Source organism: Brucella haematophila (genome assembly GCF_005938105.1).
GTDB classification, from domain to species: Bacteria; Pseudomonadota; Alphaproteobacteria; order Rhizobiales; family Rhizobiaceae; genus Brucella; species Brucella haematophila.
Genome location: NZ_VCPE01000014.1, coordinates 1 through 21453 on the forward strand (window position 1 = coordinate 1; position 21453 = coordinate 21453).

Genomic DNA, 21453 nt, shown 5'->3' on the forward strand with positions numbered 1-21453 from the left:
CGCTTTCGATCACTTCGTGATCCAAGCCGGAGGTTTCTTTCATACAGCGTAAAACTCTTCCAATCCTCCGCCAGAGGCGAAGGTTTTCTTCTCATGAAAGAAAAAGCCCCGCCGAAGCGGGGCTCATCTCATAACATCAATGCCTTGGCATTATGCCTGTTCGTACATTTCCAGAACGTAGTCCCAGTTGATCAGGCTGTCGACGAAAGCTTCGAGATACTTCGGACGCAGGTTGCGGTAATCGACATAGTAGGAGTGTTCCCACACGTCCACGCCGAGGATCGGCTTTGCGCCATGAACCAGCGGGTTTTCGCCGTTCGGGGTCTTGGAGATTTCCAGCTTGCCATCCTTGACCGAAAGCCATGCCCAGCCCGAACCGAACTGGCCGACGCCAGCTGCGATGAAATCTTCGCGGAACTTGGCGTAGCCGCCGAGATCGGATTCGATTGCCTTTTCAAGCTTGCCCGGCAGCTTCGTGCCGCCGCCGCCCTTCTTCATCCACTTCCAGAAATGGATGTGGTTGTAGTGCTGGCCGGCATTGTTGAAGAGGCCCTGATTCTTGCCGTAGCTTTCCTTGACGACTTCTTCCAGGCTCTTGCCTTCGAGGCCGGAACCTTCGAGCAGCTTGTTGCCGTTGGTGACATAAGCCTGATGGTGCTTGTCGTGGTGCAGTTCAAGCGTTTCGCGCGACATGAAAGGCGCAAGTGCTTCATAGTCATATGGAAGGGCGGGCAGTTCGAAAGCCATTGGAAACTCTCCTCTTTATCTCTCATCGCGCGGCGGGCAATGTGTTGCCTACCCGAAAAATTGCGTGCGGACTCTACATAGGCCCCAACCGCGTGAGCGGCAATGAAATATTATTGAAATCACAGTAGGATGAACCCCATTGAGAATTTCCGCATCACCGCATCGGTAAAGGAGTAACCGTGTCCGGCCCAATTAGTTCCTATGTCTTCGATGCCTATGGCACATTGTTCGATGTCCATTCGGCAGTTCGGCGGCATGCGGACAAGGCTGGCCCCGATGGACGCGCCTTTTCCGAACTCTGGCGCGCCAAGCAGCTTGAATATTCCTGGGTGCTGAGCCTGATGGGCGCTTACAGCGACTTCTGGAAGCTGACGGAAGAGTCTCTCGATTTCGCCTTTGCGCGCTATCCGTCCGTCGATCCGTCGTTGCGCAACGACCTGCTCGACGCATACTGGAAACTCGACTGCTATCCGGAAGTCCCTGCCGCGTTGAAGCATCTCAAGGATCGCGGCGCGCGGCTTGCCATCCTGTCCAACGGCTCGCCTGCCATGCTGGAAGCCGCCGTGAAGTCGGCTGCGCTGGACGTTTTGCTGGATGATGTGATTTCGGTCGATGCCGTGCGCAAATACAAGACGTCGCCTTCCGCCTATGAGCTGATCACCATGCAATGGCGGCTTTATCCTTCCGCAATCTCCTTTCAATCCTCCAATCGGTGGGATGTGGCAGGCGCGGTCAAGTTCGGCATGCGCGGCGTCTGGGTCAATCGTTCCAACCAGCCGGACGAATATCGGTCGTTCCCGCCTGCCCTTATTTTGCCGAGTCTCCAGCTTCTCGACTGAAAACACGGACGGTCGCGCAGAACTAATTGAGCATTTCACTAAAATTTGAATTATCCAGCTTCCGGCAAACAGGTCGATTGTCCGCAAAATTGTGTCGTGGCTGCAACACGCGCCCTGCGGGTGGCTTTTCGCCACGTTTAGGCCGTATTCAGACCGGCTCGACGCCACATTTCTAGGGCGTTTTCCGATCAGTCGAAACTCGATGCTTGGCGAAAAACACCGTCCAAGTCCGTGCCTTCCCCCATGGCGCCTCTACCACATCTGGTTTGGTCGCACTTCGTTAACCCTGATTGTTGTATTCATAACCCTCCCGTCACTAGTCTGGTTTTCTTATGCAAACGACCCTCACCCGCCGCTCTTTCCTGACGGCAATGACTGCCACTGCGGCTGCCGGTCTCGCCGGTTGCGCCCAGTTGGGACAGAATGTACCTATCATCGATGTCGATGCGTCCGGCAACCCGATCAACAGGACGCCCCAGGCCAATGTGGATTCGTCCTATGGCGGCTGGGAGCAGATGTATGCCTCCGTCAATGATGGCGGCTTCCAGCTTCCGGCAATCCCGATCCAGAAAATGGACAAGCGCTATCTGCGTCAGGTCGTACAGGACCCCACCGGCGAAACGCCCGGCACGCTGGTCATCGATACTGCCAACCGCTTCTGCTATCTCGTGCTCGATAATGGCCAGGCGCTGCGTTATGGCGTCGGCATCGGCCGCGAAGGCTTTGCATGGTCCGGCCGTGCTGTGATCCAGTACAAGCGCCAGTGGCCGCGCTGGACGCCGCCGGATGAAATGGTCGCCCGCCAGCCGGAGCTGGTCCAGTACAGCGCTGCCAATGGCGGCATGGCTCCGGGCCTCAAGAACCCGCTCGGTGCGCGTGCGCTCTATATCTTCCAGGACGGCAAAGACACGCTCTATCGCCTGCATGGCAATCCGGAGTGGTGGTCCATCGGCAAGGCGGTTTCGTCGGGCTGCGTGCGCTTCCTCAATCAGGATATCATCGATCTTTATGATCGCGTGCCGCCGAAGTCGCCTATCCTCGTCATGTAAGACGAAGACGGACGATAGAATTCCTATCGAAAACCCCGGAGCATCCGATGCTCCGGGGTTTTTCTTTTAAGCAGGCCACGCCAGAAAGACTTGCGATCCCACACGTTTTCACCTTGTTCAGGAGCGGGAAATATATTAGCGGCAATAAACTCCACCTGATGCAAGTTTATCATCATGCATACAGCAACTGTCGCTCTCGCCGATATTAACATACCGGCCATATTCGATCCTGCGGACCTTGTCCGGAATGAGCGCTTTCACGATTGCCTGCAAACGACCGCCAGTGAACTTTTGGCCATTACGGCTGAGTTGCCGCGCGAGGTGCGCTATCTTTCCGATATGCAGAAATGGCTGTTGAGCCAGGCGACCTTCGCCATTCATTTCGAGCATCAGACCGATCCGCGCAATCCGCCGATCTCGCCAACCAATCTGCTGAACTTCCTGAAAGGGACGCCGATTGCCAGCAAGAACACCACGCTGGCCTTTCTTCAGGAAACCCGGCACTACAATTTCATCGAACCGCTCCCGACCCGGGATCGCAGGCAGCACCTCTTCCGCGCCTGTACGGCCACGGAAGAGCTGATCCGCCTGTGGCTGACCACCCATCTCATCGCAATCGACCGGATGGATAACGGCAACCGGGCGGCACTCATGCTCCGCCATCCCGATATGCTGAGATATGCCCAGCCGATCATGACGCGCGATGTGCTGCACAACAGCGACTGGTGCCGCCCGCAGCCCAGCATTGCGAATTTCACCCATTCGGAATCCGGCAACAACATCCTTCACGATGTTGCATCCCGCGCGCCATGGACATTTTCCGGCGACCGGGCGTGGATCGGCAAAGTCACGTCCAACGGGATATCGACGCGCTATCGCATGTCGCAGAGCAACACGGCGCGCATTCTGGCACGGGCACGCGACGCCGGGCTGATCGGCTGGGAACGCCCCGGTAATCGCGGTGATTGCTGGATCTCCGCCACGCTCGTGCAGGATTACCGTCAATGGCAAGCGCTCAAATTCGCGGCAATCAGCAAGGGCATGCACGGAGCGGCCAAAAAACTATTCGACACATAAAAAAGCGGCTGGGTCTTTCGACCCAGCCGCGGCGCCCCCGCCTAAATTAAACTATTCCTCGATTGTATAGGAGCCGAGTTCGCATAAATCTTGCGTGTCGGTGGTGGTGTCGAGGTCGTCACTATCCTGAAATTCGAACCGCATATCGTATTTGCAAACGCGGCGACCGTCAGCGATGGTGATTTCGATGGTTTCGCCCGGCTCCAGAACCTGATCACCGAAAACCTCACCTTCCCAATTGTTGACGCCGACCGGCGACGTATAGAAATGGGTCAATGTGGAGTTGGTGCCGTTCTTCAGCTTGAAGACCAGATCATCAGCCTTCGAAACGCCGGCAAGCGTCAGCAGCACGGCCGACGCCATGCCTGCAATTTTCAATAGTTTCATAGTGTTATCCCGCCCCGCCCAAGATTGGGCTGGCGGACATTAGGCAGAAAATTCGCTGCCGTAAATCAACATTAGCAATGTCGAATAACCCATTATTGGGTGGATTCGCTCGGCTCTTTCGGAACACCAGTGCGAAGGAATGGGGAGAGGCAACATACTGCCTTACTGCCTTACTCCCCTATTCCCCTACTCCCCTATTCCCCTGCTCCCTTATTTCTTGAAACTGCCGAGAATGCCGCGCACCAATGCGCGACCCAGCGAATTGCCGACCGTACGCACCACGGACTTCATGGCCGTTTCCGCAACGGTCTGACGACCTGAGCGCTTGCCCGTGCCCAATGCCGTGCCGAGGAGATCGCCCAGTATTCCGCCGCCGCCTTCCTCTTCCTGCTTGGTTTTCTGCTGTTCGACCGTCGCGTTCTGCGCCTTGCGCGCCAGCATTTCGAATGCGGAATCGCGGTCCACAAGCGTATCGTACTGGCCGGAGACCGGGCTTGCGGCAATGATCTTGGCGCGCTCTTCTGGTGTCAACGGGCCGATGCGTGACGATGGTGGGCGGATCAATGTCCGCTGCACCATGGACGGCACGCCCTTGGCCTGCAAGGTCGAGACCAGCGCCTCGCCGGTCGCCAGATTGGTGATCGCGTCGAATGTCTTGAAGTCCGGATTGGGACGGAACGTATCCGCGGCGGTTTTCACCGCATTGGTCTCGCGCGGCGTATAGGCGCGCAGCGCATGTTGCACACGGTTACCAAGCTGCGCCAGCACCGTTTCCGGCACGTCGAGCGGGTTTTGCGTGACGAAATAAACGCCAACGCCCTTGGAACGGATGAGGCGAACGACCTGTTCGACGCGGTCGACCAGCGCCTTGGGCGCTTCATCGAACAGAAGATGCGCTTCGTCGAAGAAGAAGACGAGCCTCGGCTTGTCCGGGTCGCCCACTTCCGGCAGCGCCTCGAACAGTTCCGACATCAGCCAGAGCAGGAAGGTCGAATATAGACGCGGGCTCATCATCAGCTTGTCGGCGGCAAGCACGCTGACCACGCCGCGCCCATCCGTCGTCGTGCGCATCAGGTCGGCGATGGTCAAAGCCGGTTCGCCAAAGAACTTCGCACCGCCCTGTTGCTCCAGCACCAGCAGCGACCGCTGCACGGCACCAACCGACGCCTTGTTGACGTTGCCGTATTTACCCGAAAGCTCGGCGGAACGCTCCGCCATTTCCTTGAGGATCGCCTGCAAATCCTTGAGATCAAGCAGCAGAAGTCCCTCTTCGTCGGACAGGCGGAATGCGATATTCAACACGCCTTCCTGCGCTTCCGTCAGGTTCATAAGGCGTGACAGCAGCAGCGGCCCCATTTCCGAAATGGTGGCGCGAACCGGGTGCCCCTGCTCGCCAAAAATATCCCAGAAAATAACCGGCGATGCGCGCAGCTGATAAGGATCGAGCTTGATTTCCTCGGCCCGCTTGGTCAGGCCTTCATTCTCGACGCCAATCGCGGCAATGCCGGATAGATCGCCCTTGATGTCGGCGCAGAAAACCGGAACGCCAGCAGCGGAAAAGCTTTCCGCCAGCACCTGAAGGGTCACGGTCTTGCCCGTACCCGTCGCGCCGGTGACCAGACCGTGCCTGTTGCCGTATTTCAGCGCCAGATATTCCGGCTGCTGGTAGGAATCGTCAGGCTTGCGGCTTGCGCCAAGAAAAATAGCGTCGTCAGCAGTCATCAGGCGATTTGCTCCTTATTTCGACCGGCACATCCAGAGCCGCACTCTTGTCAGATATAGACGCCGTCCCGTGATGCGACAACGATAAAGCCCACACTGCGGATAGAGAACCGTTTTTGCTGTCATAAGCGCTGAAAAAATTCCCTATAATTTTGATCCGGACCTGCTTGCAAAGCGATAGCGAGAATGCATATTACGTAAACGTAAGATTTTTGGGAGAGTTTCCATGGAAGAACTGATCGCACGTATCACCTCGAATGTCGGCATCGATGCCGCGACGGCGGAAAAGTCTGTCGGCATGATCCTCGCATTCCTTCAGAAAGAAGGTCCGGCGGATCAGGTTCAGCAGCTTCTGGCCGCGATCCCCGGTGCTACCGAAGCCGTTGCACAGGTCAAGGGCGGCGGTTTCCTGTCCAACCTGATGGGCGGCGTGATGGGCCTCGGCTCGCAGCTCATGGGTGCCGGCCTCGGCATGGGCGAGATTTCCGGCGTTGCCAAGGAAACCATTCGTTTCGCCAAGGAAAAGGCTGGCGACGAGCCTGTCGATGCCGTGATCGGCTCGATCCCGGGTCTCGGCCAGTTCATCTGAGCGAATACATTCCGCAACGAAAAACCCCGGCTCGATGGCCGGGGTTTTTGTTTAGAGCGCGTTTCGATCTGATTGGATCAGATCGGCGCTCTAATTCTTTGTTTTAACGCACATCTTTTCTGATCGAAGCAGGATCAGAAATCAGTCCAGTGGACTGATTTTCCTGCGGAGACGTTTCACACTTTTCGGGATGCGCTCTATGCGTCTTTGTGTATGGTTCTCGCCCCGACATGGAGGGCGCGTCCCGACAGCCAGCCATTGATGCTGGCCCCGATCCACAGAATCACAAAGAACAGACCGCAGGCCGCGAAGCTTCCCGTGGCGCTGTGAATCACACCAACCAGCAGCGGGCCAATGGCCGCGAGAATATAGCCGACGCATTGCGCCATACCGGACAGATGCGCTGCCGTGTGCGAATCCGGCGAGCGCAGCACGATCACCATCATCGCAGCCGCGATCAGCCCGCCCTGCCCGATCCCCTGAATGATGGCCAGAAGCCAGAAGCTCCATTCCGGCAGATAGAGAAAGCCGATCAGCGCGAGCGATGCGCAGGCGCAGAGGAACACATTGATAAAGCTCTGGCTTTTCTGTCGCACGGCAATCGACGGTATCAGCAGGCATGTCACGACCTGCGCCATGATCGAAAACGACACCAGACCGCCCGCCGCAGCCGGGCTCATGCCCCGTTCACGCAGGATCGGCGCCAGCCAGCCGAATACGATATAGGCCGTCGACGATTGCAGCCCCATGAACAGCGTCACCTGCCAGGCAAGCGCGTCGTTCCACAGACCAACGACACGGAAACCCGAATGCGCGACATTGTGCTTGCTGCGCAGCGCCTGCGGCAGCCATAGCACGAGCACCAGCACAGCCGGAACCGCCCAGAACGCCAGAGCGAGATTCCACGAACCGCCAAGCATGTTCTTGATCGGGATCGTGAAGCCAGCCGCGGAAGCCGCCCCCCCGCAAAGCGCCATGGTATAGAGACCAGTCATGATCGCGGCGGTTTTTGGGAAATCGCGTTTCACCACACCCGGCAGCAGCACATTGCCCATGGCAATCGCCGCACCGGCAAGCGTCGCGCCCATATAGAGTGACCAGAAAGACCCGACACCACGCAGCGCCGTACCGATGGTCAAGACCACCAGCACCGCCAGAAGTACGCGCTCAGCGCCGAAACGTTGTGCGAGACGCGGCGCGAAGGGAGCAAATGCGCCAAGGCAGACAACCGGCAAGGTGGTCAGCACGCCTGCGGCGAGCGACGACATGCCGATACCATCGATGATTTCCGGCAAAAGCACCGAAACACTGGAAAAAACCGGACGCAGATTGGCGGCAATGAGAACAAGGCTCAACCCCAGCAGGATGCGCGTGGCCTTGCTCGGCGTTTGCGGCACAGACGGCGGCGGCACGCTGTCCGCTTCAGCGTCGACAAGCGGTTCTGGCTGCTCTGCCTGAGATGTCATGGTGTGTTCCTCCCGTGCTGTGGGCGGCACGGCGTTTATGCGGCTCATGATGCGAGCAACCTTTCCAGTTCTTCAATCAGGGGCGCCAGAAAACGACGAACCGTCGCGCTGGCCTTGTCCGGGTCGCCGGTAGCAATGGCTTCGATGATCTGCCGATGCGCCTCGAAGTCCGGCTCCGGCAACTCGCCATCAAGCGTGGCTTCAATGGATTCGCGGATCGACGCGGAAAAGAAGCCATAGACCTCGATCAACGCTTGATTGCCGGAAGCGGCGGCGATGGCTTCATGAAATGCAAAATCGCGCTCAACGAATGTCGTCCGGTCGGTATCTTCGCGCAATCCACGTGTGGTCAGCACGGCTTCGAGATGAGCAATCGTCTGCGGCGTGACGCGCTGCGCGGCAAGGCGCGCGGCCTCCACTTCCAGCGCAGCGCGCATTTCAAGCCTGTCGCGCAGGCTCGTATGGCGTATGCGATTGAGGCTGCGCGCCGTATCGGTCTTCGAGCGGACATAGGTGCCCGAGCCCTGGCGCGTCTCCAGCATGCCTTGCGCCACCAGCGCCCTGACGGCCTCACGCACCGTACCGCGACTGACGCCAAGCCGCGCCGAAAGCTGGGCTTCGTTCGGCAATTGCTCGCCCACAGCCCAGCGCCCCGAGGTGATTTCGGAACGAATGGATTGCGTCGCCGCTTCCGTCAGGCTTTTGCGGGAAACCGTCTTCATAGGCACTCCAAATTCATCGGATGACTTGATGAATTAGAGCAGACGAATGGAACTGTCAATATATAGGGTGATTGGCACAAGTCGGGTTCAGGTGCGCTTTCATATTCCCGAGGTCATGCCATATTTGTGTGCAGGCAAATGTTTTCAATTGGCTTCAAAATGCTCTAAGAATTCTCGCGCAGATTGGATTTTCATACGCAGCCAGCAGGTGCCAGCATGATCACGCTCTACAGCCTTTCCGGTGACCATCTTGAAAAAACGGAAGTTGAACCGGGCACGCCATTACCGGACAACGTGATCTGGATCGACCTGTCCACACCCGGCGTCAATGAAGATCACATCGTCGAAGCGTGGACGGGCATTTCCATACCCACCCGTGAAGACATGACGGAAATCGAGGAATCCAGCCGCTTCTACATGGAAAACGGCGCGCAATATCTCACCGTGCCTATTCTCCATGCGGTCGATCTCGACCATCGTGAACTCGCGCCGGTGACGTTTATCCTGCACGGCTCACGTCTGATCACTGTGCGCTATGCGGACCCCAAATCCTTCACGACCTATATTCTCCGCTCCACCAAGCCGGGCAACGGGCTGATTTCCGCCAAATGCACCGGGCTTTCGATCATGCTCGGCATTACCGAAGCCACCACCAACCGCCTTGCGGATATTCTGGAAGGTGTGGCCGGTAAAATTGACGCCGCATCGCATTCGATCTATCGCCGCCAGCCAAAGGCGCGGCCGATGACGACGCAGGATTTTCGGCACATCCTGACACAGATCGGTGGTCAGGGAACGTTTCTGTCGCGCATGCGTGAAAGTCTTGCAGGCATCAGCCGCATGCTGGTCTACCTCTCGGCAACCAGCAATCCCGCGACCGGCAAGAAGGAAACGCGCTCCTGGATCAAGTCGCTCGAACGCGACATGCAATCGCTGACTGCCTATGTGGACTTTCTGTCCAATAAGGTCACCTTCCTGCTCGATACCATCGTCGGACTGATCTCCGTGGAGCAGAACGCCATCATCAAGATATTTTCGGTGGCTGCCGTGGGCTTCATGCCACCAACGCTGGTGGCTTCCATCTACGGCATGAACTTTTCCTTCATGCCGGAACTGACGTCGCCCTGGGGCTATCCAATGGCACTCGGACTGATGATCGCCTCGGCCCTGTTGCCACTCTATTATTTCCGCCGCAAGGGCTGGCTCTAAGCGGCCAGCTCGACAAGAGCACAACTATGTTAGATCATTGCCGTAACATAGGATAAAAGCCATGTACGTCACTTTGCGCAAGATCGGCAATTCCGAAGGCGTGATCCTGCCCAAGGAAGTGCTCAAGCGACTTAATTTGAGAGCGGGAGACAAGCTGCAGCTCGCCGAGACACAGAGTGGTCTTTCGCTGGAGCCCATCGACGACAGTTTCGAGCAGCAAGTGGAAGCGGCTCGTAAAGTCATGGACAAATATAAGGTTACCTTGCAGAAGCTTGCTGAGTGAGCTCACATCACTCTCATCCAGTCCTTTCTTCCGCGATCATAGCGTGGCGCTGGAAGGCTAAGCCCAGGCTTTCAGCGACACGATTTCCCAGTCCTTGCCGTTAATCTTCAACACATCACCAGCCGGTTTGCCGAACAGCATAATGGCGACCGGCGCGACATGTGAGATCTTACCGCTCGACGGATCGGCTTCGTCTTCGCCGACAATCGTCCAGCGGCGGGTTTGACCATCGTCCAGATTTTCCAGCTCTACCGTCATACCGAACCGCACCACGTCGCTGTCGGCATCAGGCACGGACAGCTCTGCCGTTTCACGACGCACGGTCCAGTAGCGCAGGTCACGCGAGATGCGCGCAATGGCCGAGCGCTCACCGGCGACGTTCGCTTCCGCCAGCTCGCGCTGAAGGCGGGCAATCTCGTCATCCATCATCTTCAGGCCGGTCGGCGTAACGAGATTGCGGTGCGGACTGACCGGACGCTCACCGAGATCGGTCGGCGCATCATCCTGTTCTTTTGTAAAAGCTCTGCTCATTCAATGAATGTAAGCGGCACATAACGCCCCCGCAAGCCTTGTCCCCGCTCAAGCTTCAGCATCCAAACCCCATTTCCCACAGGTCGGAGTTTTTATTGATTGATGAGTCAATCAAAGATAAAATAGCGGTAACAGACCTGAAAACCGGACAGGAATTGAGACGATGCCGAAGATCGGGATGGAACCTTTGCGGCGGCGCGAACTGATCGACGCTGCCATACGCACCATCGGACAGCGCGGTTCGCTGGACGTAACCGTTGCGCAGATCGCTCATGAAGCGGGCGTCTCGCCTGCGCTCGCGCATCATTATTTCGGCGGCAAGGACAAGCTCATTCTCGCCACGATGCGCCATCTGCTGCGCGAACTGGGCCATGATCTCAATGAGGCGGTAAAGCAGACCGAGACGCCGCGTGAGCGGATTGCGGCAATCGTAGCCGTCAATTTTTCCGCCTCGCAGTTCACGCAGGAAACCATCGCCGCCTGGCTGACTTTCTATGTCCACGCCCAGCAGTCGGAGGACACGCGGCGGCTTTTGCGCATTTATGCGCGCCGCCTGCATTCCAATCTGGTCTTTGCGCTGGAGCAGCTCACAGGGCGGGATCGGGCACACCGCATCGCGGAAGGTGCGGGCGCGATGATCGACGGGCTTTACATTCGCCATGCGCTCGGCGCCGACGCGCCCGACGCCCAATCCGCCGTCACATTGGTGGAAGATTATATTTCTATTCAGCTTTCGGTGGAGACATGAGTATGGAAGCGGATTTCGTCATCATCGGCTCAGGCTCCGCCGGTTCGGCCATGGCCTATCGCCTGTCGGAAGACGGGCGATATTCGGTGATCGTCATTGAATATGGCGTGCCGGATGTCGGGCCTTTGATCCAGATGCCCGCCGCCCTCTCCTTTCCGATGAATATGGAAACCTACGACTGGGGTTTTTCCACCGAGCCTGAACCACATATTGGCGGGCGCAGCCTTGTCACGCCGCGCGGCAAGGTGCTCGGCGGCTCGTCCTCGATCAACGGCATGGTCTATGTGCGCGGCCATGCACGCGATTACGACTTCTGGTCGGAAAGCGGCGCGCAAGGCTGGGCCTATGCCGATGTGCTCCCCTATTTCAAGCGCATGGAAAACGCGCATTTTCGAGAGAAAGAGGGGGGCGGGCAGGAAGGCTGGCGCGGAACCGACGGGCCGTTGCATGTGCAGCGGGGCAAGCGCGACAACCCGCTGTTTCACGCCTTCGTCGAAGCAGGCCACGAAGCCGGGTTCGAAGTGACCGAAGATTATAACGGCGAGAAGCAGGAAGGCTTCGGTCCCATGGAGCAGACGATCTATAATGGTCGTCGTTGGTCCGCCGCCAATGCCTATCTGAAACCGGCGCTGAAACGCCCGAATGTGCAGCTCGTCAAAGGGTTGGCGCGCAAGATCGTCCTTGAAGGCAAACGCGCTGTCGGTGTGGAGATCGAATCGGGGCGCAGCTTCTCGACCATTCGTGCACGCCGCGAGGTCATCATTGCTGCTTCCTCGATCAACTCGCCGAAGCTGTTGATGCTGTCCGGCATTGGCCCGGCGGCGCATCTCAAGGAGCACGGCATTGAAGTGGTGGCTGATCGTCCCGGCGTGGGCCAGAACCTTCAGGACCATCTGGAAGTCTATATCCAGCAGGAATGCACACAGCCCATTACGCTTTATTCCAAGCTGAACCTGTTTTCGAAAGCGAAGATCGGGGCCGAATGGCTGTTCTTCAAAACCGGTGACGGCGCGACCAACCATTTCGAATCCGCAGCCTTCGTGCGCTCGAAAGCGGGCGTGGAATATCCTGATATTCAGTACCACTTCCTGCCGGTGGCGATCCGCTACGATGGCAAGGCGGCAGCACAATCCCACGGGTTTCAAGCCCATGTCGGCCCGATGCGCTCCAAGTCGCGTGGCAGCGTGACATTGCGCACGGCCAATCCGCGTGAAAAGCCTGTCATCAAATTCAACTATATGTCTCATGAAGACGACTGGGCCGATTTCCGCCACTGCGTGCGACTGACCCGCGAGATCTTCGGGCAAGCGGCCTTCGACCCCTATCGCGGCGCGGAAATCCAGCCCGGCGCGAAAGTACAGACCGATGATGAAATCGACAATTTCATCCGCGAGCATGTCGAGAGTGCCTTCCACCCCTGCGGAACGGTCAAGATGGGCGCGGTTGACGATCCGTTTGCGGTGGTTGATCCTGAATGCCGGGTGATCGGCGTCGATGGCTTGCGCGTGGCGGATTCATCCATCTTTCCGCGCATCCCCAATGGCAATCTCAACGGGCCATCGATCATGGTCGGCGAAAAGGCGTCCGATCATATCCTTGGCCGCACACCACTGGCACGCTCCAATCAGGAGCCGTGGATCAATCCGCGCTGGCAGGTTTCGGATAGGTAATTTTTAGGGGAGTAAGGGAATAGGGGAATAAGGGAGTATGTTGTTCACAACCAAAACATATTCCCTTATTCCCCTACTGCCCTATTCCCTTCTTTTCGAAGGAATACATCATGAAAGCACAACCCAAAGCCTCGCACTTCATCGGCGGCTCGTTTGTGGAAGACAAGGCTGGCAAGCCGCTTCCCGTCATTTATCCGGCGACTGGCGAAGAAATTGCCAAGCTTTATTCCGCCACGCCAAGCGTGATCGAAGCTGCCTATGCGGCGGCGATGAAGGCGCAGGAAGCATGGGCTGCGCTGAAGCCTGTCGAACGGGGCCGCATTCTGCGCCGCACCGCCGAAATCCTGCGCGAGAAGAACAAGAAGCTCTCCAAGCTCGAAACGCTCGATACCGGCAAGGCGCTTCAGGAAACGCTCGTTGCGGATGCGGCCTCGGCTGCCGATGCGCTGGAGTTTTTCGGCGGCATCATTTCCGGTTTCAACGGTGAATTCGTGGAACTGGGCGGTTCCTTCGCCTATACGCGCCGCGAAGCGCTGGGCATATGTGTCGGCATCGGCGCGTGGAACTATCCAATCCAGATTGCAGCGTGGAAGTCCGCTCCGGCGCTCGCCATGGGCAACGCCTTCATCTTCAAGCCGTCAGAAAATACACCGCTCTCGGCCCTCGCTCTGGCGGAAGCCTATCAGGAAGCCGGGCTGCCCGATGGCCTCTTCAATGTCGTTCAGGGCTACGGCGATGTGGGTGCGGCCCTCGTCAATCATCGCCAGACGGCCAAGGTTTCGCTCACCGGCTCGGTTCCGACCGGCAAGCGCATTATGGCGCAGGCAGGCGAACATCTGAAGCATGTGACGATGGAGCTAGGCGGCAAGTCGCCCATAATCGTGTTCGACGATGCCGATCTCGAAAGCGCCATCGGCGGCGCGATGCTCGGCAATTTCTATTCGACAGGTCAGGTCTGCTCCAACGGCACCCGCGTCTTCGTGCACAAGAAGGTCCGCGAGCGTTTTGTCGAACGATTGGTCGAACGCACGCGCAAGATTCGTATCGGTGACCCGCTGGATGAGGCCACCCAGATGGGGCCGCTCGTCAACAGCGCCCAACGCGACAAGGTTCTTTCCTATATCGAAAAAGGCAAGGCAGAAGGCGCAACGCTTGCCTGCGGCGGCGGTATTCCCAAGCTACAGGGCTTCGACAAGGGTTACTTCATCGAACCGACAGTCTTTACCGACGTGACCGACACCATGACCATCGCGCGCGAAGAAATCTTCGGACCTGTCATGAGCGTTCTCGAATTTTCGGATGAGGATGAAGTCATCGCGCGGGCCAATGACACCGAATTCGGTCTGGCGGCAGGCGTATTCACCGCCGACATCGCGCGCGGTCACCGCGTCATCGGCCAGATCAAGGCAGGCACCTGCTGGATCAATGCCTATAATCTGACGCCGGTGGAAGTGCCGTTCGGTGGTTACAAGCAATCCGGCATCGGGCGCGAAAACGGCGTTGCAGCCCTTGCGCATTACAGCCAGATCAAGACCGTCTATGTCGAGATGGGCAAGGTCGACAGCCCTTACTAAGGGCTATATGCGCGGCGGCTTACCCGCCGCGCAGTTATTTGTTTTTACGCATTATCCTACGCAAAACCGCTACGCACTTTTGCTGGAAATGCTCTCGTTCAATCAGATCAGGCCGCGCGATGCGAGATTGCGCATCAGATGCGACGAGCCGAACCGCCATGGGCTGCATTCAGTCGACAGGCGCACAGTGTTGGTGAGAGCGCCAAGCTGCGGATTGGAGATGGTGACCACATCGCCGATCTTGTGCGTAAAGCCCTGCCCCGGCGTGTCACGGTCTTCGACCGGCGCAAACAACGTTCCCATGAACAGCACGAAACCATCCGGATACTGATGGTGCTTGCCGATGGTCTGAGCAACCAGATCCAGCGGATCGCGGCTGATTTCCTTCATGGTGCTGCGACCGTTGAGAACATAGCCATCCGGTCCTTCGACCTTCAGAGCCAGTTCCGCCGAGCGCACATCTTCCATCGAATAGGTTTCGTCGAACAGGCGGATGAACGGTCCAACCGAACAGGACGCATTGTTATCCTTGGCCTTGCCAAGCAGCAGGGCTGAGCGGCCTTCGACGTCTCGCAAATTCACGTCATTGCCAAGCGTCGCGCCCTTGACCTGGCCCTGGCTGTTGACTGCCAGCACCACTTCCGGCTCGGGGTTGTTCCAGGTGGAAATCGGATGCAGGCCAACCTCGGCGCCATGGCCGACCGCCGACATGGGCTGGCTCTTGGTGAAGACTTCCGCATCGGGGCCGATACCGACTTCGAGATACTGCGACCAGACGCCTTCTTCGATCAGCGCCGCCTTGACGCGGGCCGCCTCTTCCGAGCCTGCCTTGAGGTTGCGCAGGCTGTCGCCGATGATCGCACCCACGCGCTCGCGGATTTTCAAAGCAAGATCGGGATTACCGGCAGCGCGTTCCTCGATCACGCGTTCGATCATGGAGCGGGCAAAGGTCACGCCGCAGGCCTTGATGGACTGCAGGTCATTCGGCGCCAGAAGGTGCAGTGTGTTTTCATCGCCGGGCTTGGCCGTGAACAGGGCTTCGAGCGAACCGATATCCTGTCCTGCGGTTGCGCGCACATGAGCCAGCGCATCGTCAAGTTCGAGCAGGTCGCGCATTGTCGGTGCAGCTTTGGTGGTAATGTCGATGACGCGCCCTTCGCGCAAAGTCACCAGAACCGGCCCCTTGGCCGTCGGGCTCCATGCTCGCCCGACAAATGTTCCCGAGGCGAAAGTTTCATTGCTGCTCACGTTTAATGCTCCTCACCGGTGTTGTGCGCGGCACTCCAGACCGCATACCTATCACTGAACTCCAACCGCACTGTCACGTCCGAAAAGCTTTCACGTTTCGGGTGATTTTGCACTAACAGTTCAGTCAGTGCTTAAGGCATAAGGCAGGGAACATATTTGCGCAAAGCAAAAAACGCGGTGACGGTCATCAACCGCACCGCGTTTCTCAAATTCAGACTTAATTGATTACGGCAGACGCGCCACGACATCCGCCAGCGAAGCCTGCCAATGCGGCATGGCCCAGCCAAATGTCGTACTGAACTTCTTCGTGGAAAGGCGTGAATTGGCAGGGCGCGCCGCCTTCGTCGGATAGTCTGCGGTGGCAATATCCGTCACTTCGGCGGTCGGGCCGTCATGTTTCGCGCTTTCAGCGAAAATCCCGCGCGCAAAACCGCTCCAGTTGATGTCGCCTGTACCAACAAGATGATAGACGCCATAGCCAGCAAAATCCGGCTTTGCCGCCAGATGATCCGCCACGCGGATGACCGCTTCGGCAATATCGAGCGCGGAAGTCGGATTGCCCCACTGGTCGGACACGACCGACAGGCCGTCGCGGGTTTCAGCAAGGCGCAGCATCGTCTTGACGAAATTCTTGCCGAACGGGCTGTAAACCCAGGCCGTGCGCAGGATGATATGCTGCGGATGCGCCGCGGCAACCAGCCTTTCGCCTTCAAGCTTGGAACTGCCATAGATACTGCGAGGGCCGGTTGGATCAGTCTCCACATAGGGCCTATCGCTATCGCCGGCGAAAACATAATCCGTCGACAGATGAATGACCGGCGCACCGCATGCCTTCGCCGCTTCGGCGACAGCAGCAGCACCAGCCGCATTCACTGCCAAGGTGATTTCTGGCTCATCCTCGGCCTGATCCACAGCCGTATAGGCCGCAGCCGAAACGACGACATCTGGCTTGGCATTGACGATCGCCTTGCGGATCGTTTCGGGGTCAGCCAGATCAAGTTCCGGCCTTCCCAGAGCAATCACTTCAAGATCCGGGCGCTCTGCGGCCTTTTCCAGAAGGCTCTGAACGACCTGCCCTTCCCGCCCGGTGACGACGATCTTCATACTGCACCCGCTTTGGCCGCACCTGCTTTGGCTTGACCGCCGCCCAGACGCTCACCGGCATAAGTACCGCTGCGGATCGGCTCCCACCACCAGCCATTGTCGAGATACCATTGAATGGTCTTCTCAAGGCCGGTTTCGAAGGTTTCCTGTGGGGTCCATCCGAGGTCACGCTCGATCTTCGAAGCATCAATGGCGTAACGACGGTCATGCCCCGGACGATCCGTCACGAATGTAATCAGGTCGCCGTATTTCTTGCCGTTGGCGCGCGGGCGCTTCTTGTCGAGAATGGCGCAGATCGTTTCCACGACATTGAGATTGGTGCGCTCTGAACGTCCGCCGATATTATAGCTTTCGCCGATTTTACCGGTCGTCGCGACCAAAGCCAGCGCGCGGGCGTGATCTTCGACATAAAGCCAGTCACGCACATTCGCCCCTGCCCCGTAAACGGGCAGCGGCTTTTCATCGAGCGCGTTCAGAATGACAAGCGGAATGAGCTTTTCCGGGAAATGGAATGGCCCGTAATTGTTCGAACAATTCGAGAGAACCACCGGCAAACCATAGGTCTCGTGCCATGCGCGTACCAGATGATCAGAGGAAGCCTTGGACGCCGAATAGGGCGACGAGGGCTTATAGGGCGTTTCTTCCGTGAAAATGCCGCTGTCGAACGGCAAGTCGCCGAAAACTTCATCGGTCGAGATATGGTGGAAGCGGAAGTTAGATTTGCGCGGTTCCGGCAGTTCACGCCAATAGGCGAGCGCCGCGTTGAGCAGACGGAACGTGCCAATGATATTGGTTTCGATGAACGCCGCCGGGCCATCAATAGAACGGTCGACATGGCTTTCAGCGGCCAGATGCATGACGATATCGACATCATTCGAACGCAGCGTATCCAGAATGAGATTGTCGTCGCAGATATCGGCCTGCAGGAAACTGTAGTTCGGGTGGTTTTCGATCTGACGCAGCGATGCGAGATTGCCCGCATAGGTCAGCTTGTCGAGATTGAGAACATTGACCTTCGGATCGGCAGCCAGATGACGGCATACTGCCGAACCGATGAAGCCTGCACCGCCAGTGACGAGAATATTCATATCATTCCTCAAGCAAAAACTTCTGCATCGGCGAAAAGCGGCGCTTTCTGATCCTTGTCGGAAAGCTGGACGCCCGAAGAAGGAAGCGGCCATTCGATACCGATAGCCGGATCGTCAAAACGGATCGAGCGATCATGTTCCGGCGAATAGTAATCCGTAACCTTGTAGATGACCTCGGTGTTCTCCACGAGCGTCATGAAACCATGGGCAAAGCCCTTGGGCACCAGAATCTGGTTCCACTTTTCGGCGGAAACTTCCAGCGCTACCCACTTGCCGAATGTCGGCGAGCTTTTACGGATATCGACCGCGACGTCGAGAATCGCACCGCGAATCACGCGGACGAGCTTGTCCTGCGCCCGCGTCGGCAACTGGTAATGAAGACCGCGCACCACGCCCTTCGCTGCCGAAAAAGAGTGGTTGTCCTGCACAAATTGCAGATCGATCCCAGCCTCGGCAAATGACTTGGCATTGTAGGTTTCCGAGAAGAAGCCGCGATCATCACCGAATTTACGCGGGATGATTTCGAACACTCCATCAAGACCAAGCGAGCGGACTTCCATTATTGATTTCCCAGTTCGTTTACACGGCGGCGCAAATAGGCCGCATATTCGGTTTTACCCAGTTTGCCGGCACGTTCCAACACGGCATCGCCCGAAATCCAGCCCTTTTCCAGGCCGATTTCCTCGGGGCAGGCAATCTTGATGCCTTGGCGCTTCTCGATGGTACGCACGAACGACGACGCTTCGTGCAAGCTGTCATGCGTGCCGGTATCGAGCCAGGCATATCCGCGTCCGAGCTGCTGCACATTCAGTTCACCGCGCTCGAGATAGATATTATTGACGGTCGTGATCTCCAGCTCTCCGCGTTCGGACGGCTTGATCGAATGGGCGATATCGACCACCTGATTGTCGTAGAAATAGAGCCCGGTAACCGCCCAGTGCGACTTCGGCTTTGCAGGCTTTTCTTCAATCGATAGAGCCTTGCCCGTCGCCTTATCGAAATCCACGACGCCATAGCGCTCAGGATCGTCAACGTGATAGGCGAACACGGTACCACCTTTCGTCGCGGTTGCCGAAATCTCGCAGAGCTTGGACAGGCCGTCGCCGAAATAGATGTTGTCACCGAGAATCATCGCGACACTGTCATTGCCGATGAACTCGCGTCCGATGATGAAGGCTTCGGCCAGACCATTGGGATGCGGCTGTTCGGCATAGGAGAAGTTCACGCCGAACTCGCTGCCATCGCCGAGAAGCTTCTGGAATAGCGGCAGATCCTGTGGCGTCGAGATGATCAGAATATCCTGAATCCCCGCGAGCATGAGAACGCTCAGCGGATAATAGATCATTGGCTTGTCGTAGATCGGAAGGATTTGTTTAGAAACGGCTATTGTGAGAGGATATAGCCTTGTGCCGCTTCCTCCGGCCAGAATAATGCCCTTCATGTAACTTCCCTTAACAACATTGGAATGCTGGCTATTGCCCTAGCACTTTGACCATGATTTGGCGACGGAATACGCAAAGAAGCTTGTAGGCAAGTTTTTTTTGGAATACCGAACCATTATGCTGCCTTGAATAGCGAGCGACGAACGAACAACATTCATGATTATTGATTGTCAAAAAAGCGATAATACTCCAGCTCGAGTGACCGGGATTATTGTCACATTCAATCCCGATGTCGAACCGCTAAAGCAGTTAATCGGCGCTGTCACTCCTCAATTAGGCCACCTTATTGTCGTCGACAACGGATCCCACGACAACCTCGCCCTCATTTTGAAAGATCAGCCCGACATTGAACTGATTGCACTCGGCGAGAATTTCGGCATCGCAAAGGCCCAAAATGTCGGCATCGAACGCGCCAAAGCAATTGGCTCTGACTACGTACTTCTTCTCGATCAAGACAGCATTCCTGCCCCGAACATGGTGGCCGAGCTTCTGAACGTAGCGAAAACACTGGCTGCAAAAGGGGTTCACGTAGCGGGTGTCGGTCCTTCCTATATAGATGCCCGGCAAGGAGAGGCCGCAGCCTTCGTATATCTGGATGGGCTAAAGCTGAAGCGTCGTGAACGGCAGCCCCTTGATGCGTTTGTGGAAACCGACTTCCTCATCGCCTCTGGCTGCCTAACACCGATAGAAAGCTTCGACGCCGTCGGCCTCATGGACGAAGGCATGTTCATCGATTACGTCGATATCGAATGGGGTTTGCGCGCACGCGAAAAAAGATATTACTGCTTCGGCGTTTTTGATGCCAAAATGGAACACACGCTTGGAGACCAGTGGATAAAGTTCCGTGGTCGTCGTATTCCGGTCCATAGCCCACTCAGACATTACTATCACTTCCGCAACGCTATCTGGCTTTGCCGTCGCCCATGGCTATCCTTTTCGTGGAAAATTGTGCTTCTGTGGCGCCTCATCCGCCAATATCTCTTTTTCACCTTTTTTGTCCCGCATGGAATGCGCCACGCGAAAATGATGACCCTGGGTCTGTGGCACGGAATCATCAATCGAATGGGTCGAAAGTAACGCCTTGATAGAAACCACTGCCCGGCAAGACTTGAATACAACCCAGATGCTCACGATTTCAATCGTGACATTCAACCCGGATATAAACGAGTTTCGCGCCACGCTTGCAGCGCTTGCAGATGCTTTAACCCCCTTCGATCCAACATCCGTTGTTATCACTATCATCGACAATTCGAGCCAAGATGGCGTCTCTGCAATTGTTGAAGAGCAGCTCCCAGGCTCGCAGACGCGTGTTATTCATGGGCAAGGTAATGTCGGCTTCGGTCGCGCACACAATCTGGCTCTGTCGGATATGGGCGAGTTTCATCTCATCCTTAATCCCGACATTCAGATGGATCACCTCGCTTTGAGAAACGCCATTGATTTCATGCAAAAGCACCCTGATTGCGGACTGCTCTCACCGCGAGCCTTCTGGCCAGACGGCAAACGCCAATATTTGTGCAAGCGCTATCCAGCGATACTTGACCTCCTGCTCCGCGGCTTTGCCCCGAAACGAATCCAGCGATTTTTCGACACCCGGTTGAAGCGATACGAAATGCGTGTCGAAACCCAGAATGACATATTCTGGAACCCACCTATTGTAAGCGGGTGCTTTATGCTGTTTCGTCGTGAAGTGCTCGTGAAGGCTGGCGGTTTTGACCCCGGATATTTCCTCTATTTCGAGGATTTCGATTTGTCTGTGAGATCAAGCCGCATCACAAAAATTGCATACGTTCCTAGCGTCGAGATCGTCCATATGGGCGGACACGCTGCAAAAAAAGGCCATTGGCACATATGGCAATTTTTGCGATCGAGCGTAAAATTCTATAGCGATCACGGCGTTCGTTTGATCTAAGAACTGACAAAGAACAGCACTAACATCGCTCAATATTGTATTTTCA

The 21453-nt window shown here is 56.9% G+C and carries 22 protein-coding genes; 11 read left to right on the forward strand and 11 right to left on the reverse strand.

Translation table 11 applies throughout. The features are described 5' to 3' along the window. Positions 1–150: 150 nt before the first annotated feature. A complete protein-coding gene (locus FGI60_RS18945) occupies positions 151–747 on the reverse strand; it encodes a superoxide dismutase (RefSeq protein ID WP_138786509.1) in 597 nt (198 codons plus the stop codon). A gap of 179 nt (positions 748–926) precedes the next feature. Here FGI60_RS18945 and FGI60_RS18950 point away from each other — a divergent pair, with 179 nt between their 5' ends. The 3 genes from FGI60_RS18950 to FGI60_RS18960 all read left to right on the forward strand — a co-directional run bounded on the left by FGI60_RS18950 (position 927) and on the right by FGI60_RS18960 (position 3712). Continuing rightward, the gene (locus FGI60_RS18950; RefSeq protein WP_235889858.1) at positions 927–1586 is read left to right on the forward strand and encodes a haloacid dehalogenase type II; all 660 of its coding nucleotides are present in this window, start codon (positions 927–929) and stop codon (positions 1584–1586) included. 332 nt (positions 1587–1918) lie between these two features. Continuing rightward, complete coding sequence (locus FGI60_RS18955) at positions 1919–2635, forward strand: L,D-transpeptidase (RefSeq protein ID WP_078340191.1); 717 nt, start codon at positions 1919–1921, stop codon at positions 2633–2635. A gap of 174 nt (positions 2636–2809) precedes the next feature. Beyond that, the gene (locus FGI60_RS18960; protein WP_138786510.1) at positions 2810–3712 is read left to right on the forward strand and encodes a hypothetical protein; all 903 of its coding nucleotides are present in this window, start codon (positions 2810–2812) and stop codon (positions 3710–3712) included. Positions 3713–3763: 51 nt separating this feature from the next. Here the strand turns inward: FGI60_RS18960 and FGI60_RS18965 are convergent, their stop codons facing one another. Then, on the reverse strand, positions 3764–4075 hold the full coding sequence (locus tag FGI60_RS18965; protein WP_374843842.1) for a hypothetical protein: 312 nt from the start codon (positions 4073–4075) through the stop codon (positions 3764–3766). A 234-nt stretch (positions 4076–4309) separates the two neighbouring features. Then, on the reverse strand, positions 4310–5821 hold the full coding sequence (locus tag FGI60_RS18970; RefSeq protein ID WP_138786511.1) for a helicase HerA-like C-terminal domain-containing protein: 1512 nt from the start codon (positions 5819–5821) through the stop codon (positions 4310–4312). Between the two features lie 226 nt (positions 5822–6047). Here FGI60_RS18970 and FGI60_RS18975 point away from each other — a divergent pair, with 226 nt between their 5' ends. Next, entirely contained in the window at positions 6048–6410 is a 363-nt protein-coding gene (locus FGI60_RS18975) for a DUF2780 domain-containing protein (protein WP_138786512.1), read from the forward strand. 197 nt (positions 6411–6607) lie between these two features. Here FGI60_RS18975 and FGI60_RS18980 read toward each other — a convergent pair whose 3' ends face one another. Next, positions 6608–7876, reverse strand: a complete 1269-nt coding sequence (locus FGI60_RS18980; protein WP_374843821.1) for a CynX/NimT family MFS transporter — start codon at positions 7874–7876, stop codon at positions 6608–6610. A 44-nt stretch (positions 7877–7920) separates the two neighbouring features. Next, the gene (locus FGI60_RS18985) at positions 7921–8598 is read right to left on the reverse strand and encodes a FadR/GntR family transcriptional regulator (RefSeq protein ID WP_138786514.1); all 678 of its coding nucleotides are present in this window, start codon (positions 8596–8598) and stop codon (positions 7921–7923) included. A gap of 216 nt (positions 8599–8814) precedes the next feature. Here FGI60_RS18985 and FGI60_RS18990 point away from each other — a divergent pair, with 216 nt between their 5' ends. Together FGI60_RS18990 and FGI60_RS18995 are read left to right on the forward strand one after the other, a co-directional pair. Further along, the gene (locus FGI60_RS18990) at positions 8815–9807 is read left to right on the forward strand and encodes a magnesium transporter CorA family protein (protein ID WP_078340219.1); all 993 of its coding nucleotides are present in this window, start codon (positions 8815–8817) and stop codon (positions 9805–9807) included. 61 nt (positions 9808–9868) lie between these two features. Beyond that, positions 9869–10090, forward strand: coding sequence for an AbrB/MazE/SpoVT family DNA-binding domain-containing protein (locus FGI60_RS18995; RefSeq protein ID WP_138786515.1), 222 nt, complete (start codon positions 9869–9871; stop codon positions 10088–10090). A 57-nt stretch (positions 10091–10147) separates the two neighbouring features. Here the strand turns inward: FGI60_RS18995 and FGI60_RS19000 are convergent, their stop codons facing one another. After that, positions 10148–10621: a GreA/GreB family elongation factor gene (locus FGI60_RS19000; protein ID WP_138786516.1), complete on the reverse strand. Its 474-nt coding sequence runs from the start codon at positions 10619–10621 to the stop codon at positions 10148–10150. Between the two features lie 163 nt (positions 10622–10784). Here FGI60_RS19000 and betI point away from each other — a divergent pair, with 163 nt between their 5' ends. From betI to betB, 3 genes are all read left to right on the forward strand, one after another. Then, positions 10785–11369: a transcriptional regulator BetI gene (gene betI / locus FGI60_RS19005; RefSeq protein ID WP_138786517.1), complete on the forward strand. Its 585-nt coding sequence runs from the start codon at positions 10785–10787 to the stop codon at positions 11367–11369. Positions 11370–11371: 2 nt separating this feature from the next. Further along, on the forward strand, positions 11372–13039 hold the full coding sequence (gene betA, locus FGI60_RS19010; protein ID WP_138786631.1) for a choline dehydrogenase: 1668 nt from the start codon (positions 11372–11374) through the stop codon (positions 13037–13039). 110 nt (positions 13040–13149) lie between these two features. Continuing rightward, on the forward strand, positions 13150–14613 hold the full coding sequence (gene betB / locus FGI60_RS19015) for a betaine-aldehyde dehydrogenase (RefSeq protein ID WP_138786518.1): 1464 nt from the start codon (positions 13150–13152) through the stop codon (positions 14611–14613). A gap of 102 nt (positions 14614–14715) precedes the next feature. Here betB and FGI60_RS19020 read toward each other — a convergent pair whose 3' ends face one another. From FGI60_RS19020 to rfbA, 5 genes are all read right to left on the reverse strand, one after another. Then, positions 14716–15861: a fumarylacetoacetate hydrolase family protein gene (locus FGI60_RS19020; RefSeq protein ID WP_138786519.1), complete on the reverse strand. Its 1146-nt coding sequence runs from the start codon at positions 15859–15861 to the stop codon at positions 14716–14718. A 225-nt stretch (positions 15862–16086) separates the two neighbouring features. Beyond that, complete coding sequence (rfbD, locus tag FGI60_RS19025) at positions 16087–16965, reverse strand: dTDP-4-dehydrorhamnose reductase (RefSeq protein ID WP_138786520.1); 879 nt, start codon at positions 16963–16965, stop codon at positions 16087–16089. Beyond that, entirely contained in the window at positions 16962–18053 is a 1092-nt protein-coding gene (gene rfbB / locus FGI60_RS19030) for a dTDP-glucose 4,6-dehydratase (protein WP_138786521.1), read from the reverse strand. Before rfbB ends, rfbD begins: the two co-directional genes overlap by 4 nt. An 8-nt stretch (positions 18054–18061) precedes the next feature. Continuing rightward, entirely contained in the window at positions 18062–18613 is a 552-nt protein-coding gene (gene rfbC, locus FGI60_RS19035; RefSeq protein ID WP_171058808.1) for a dTDP-4-dehydrorhamnose 3,5-epimerase, read from the reverse strand. Beyond that, positions 18613–19494 (reverse strand): glucose-1-phosphate thymidylyltransferase RfbA, encoded by an 882-nt coding sequence (rfbA, locus tag FGI60_RS19040; protein ID WP_138786522.1) that lies wholly within the window; start codon positions 19492–19494, stop codon positions 18613–18615. The genes rfbC and rfbA overlap by 1 nt, the downstream gene beginning before the upstream one ends. A gap of 157 nt (positions 19495–19651) precedes the next feature. On the opposite strand from rfbA, the gene FGI60_RS19045 reads away from it, so the two are divergent. After that, the gene (locus FGI60_RS19045; RefSeq protein WP_235889859.1) at positions 19652–20572 is read left to right on the forward strand and encodes a glycosyltransferase family 2 protein; all 921 of its coding nucleotides are present in this window, start codon (positions 19652–19654) and stop codon (positions 20570–20572) included. Between the two features lie 4 nt (positions 20573–20576). Next, positions 20577–21407, forward strand: coding sequence for a glycosyltransferase family 2 protein (locus FGI60_RS19050; RefSeq protein WP_235889860.1), 831 nt, complete (start codon positions 20577–20579; stop codon positions 21405–21407). Positions 21408–21453: the final 46 nt, after the last annotated feature.

Coding starts and splice junctions, on each gene's coding strand:
- betI (WP_138786517.1), top strand. CDS start 10,785: ATGCCGAAGATCGGGATGGAACCTTTGCGGCGGCGCGAACTGATCGAC.
- FGI60_RS18995 (WP_138786515.1), top strand. CDS start 9,869: ATGTACGTCACTTTGCGCAAGATCGGCAATTCCGAAGGCGTGATCCTG.
- rfbD (WP_138786520.1), bottom strand. CDS start 16,965: ATGAAGATCGTCGTCACCGGGCGGGAAGGGCAGGTCGTTCAGAGCCTT.
- FGI60_RS19045 (WP_235889859.1), top strand. CDS start 19,652: ATGATTATTGATTGTCAAAAAAGCGATAATACTCCAGCTCGAGTGACC.
- FGI60_RS18970 (WP_138786511.1), bottom strand. CDS start 5,821: ATGACTGCTGACGACGCTATTTTTCTTGGCGCAAGCCGCAAGCCTGAC.
- rfbB (WP_138786521.1), bottom strand. CDS start 18,053: ATGAATATTCTCGTCACTGGCGGTGCAGGCTTCATCGGTTCGGCAGTA.
- betB (WP_138786518.1), top strand. CDS start 13,150: ATGAAAGCACAACCCAAAGCCTCGCACTTCATCGGCGGCTCGTTTGTG.
- rfbC (WP_171058808.1), bottom strand. CDS start 18,613: ATGGAAGTCCGCTCGCTTGGTCTTGATGGAGTGTTCGAAATCATCCCG.
- FGI60_RS18980 (WP_374843821.1), bottom strand. CDS start 7,876: ATGACATCTCAGGCAGAGCAGCCAGAACCGCTTGTCGACGCTGAAGCG.
- FGI60_RS18965 (WP_374843842.1), bottom strand. CDS start 4,075: ATGGCGTCGGCCGTGCTGCTGACGCTTGCCGGCGTTTCGAAGGCTGAT.
- betA (WP_138786631.1), top strand. CDS start 11,372: ATGGAAGCGGATTTCGTCATCATCGGCTCAGGCTCCGCCGGTTCGGCC.
- FGI60_RS18990 (WP_078340219.1), top strand. CDS start 8,815: ATGATCACGCTCTACAGCCTTTCCGGTGACCATCTTGAAAAAACGGAA.
- FGI60_RS18945 (WP_138786509.1), bottom strand. CDS start 747: ATGGCTTTCGAACTGCCCGCCCTTCCATATGACTATGAAGCACTTGCG.
- FGI60_RS19000 (WP_138786516.1), bottom strand. CDS start 10,621: ATGAGCAGAGCTTTTACAAAAGAACAGGATGATGCGCCGACCGATCTC.
- FGI60_RS18985 (WP_138786514.1), bottom strand. CDS start 8,598: ATGAAGACGGTTTCCCGCAAAAGCCTGACGGAAGCGGCGACGCAATCC.
- FGI60_RS18975 (WP_138786512.1), top strand. CDS start 6,048: ATGGAAGAACTGATCGCACGTATCACCTCGAATGTCGGCATCGATGCC.
- FGI60_RS18960 (WP_138786510.1), top strand. CDS start 2,810: ATGCATACAGCAACTGTCGCTCTCGCCGATATTAACATACCGGCCATA.
- FGI60_RS18955 (WP_078340191.1), top strand. CDS start 1,919: ATGCAAACGACCCTCACCCGCCGCTCTTTCCTGACGGCAATGACTGCC.
- rfbA (WP_138786522.1), bottom strand. CDS start 19,494: ATGAAGGGCATTATTCTGGCCGGAGGAAGCGGCACAAGGCTATATCCT.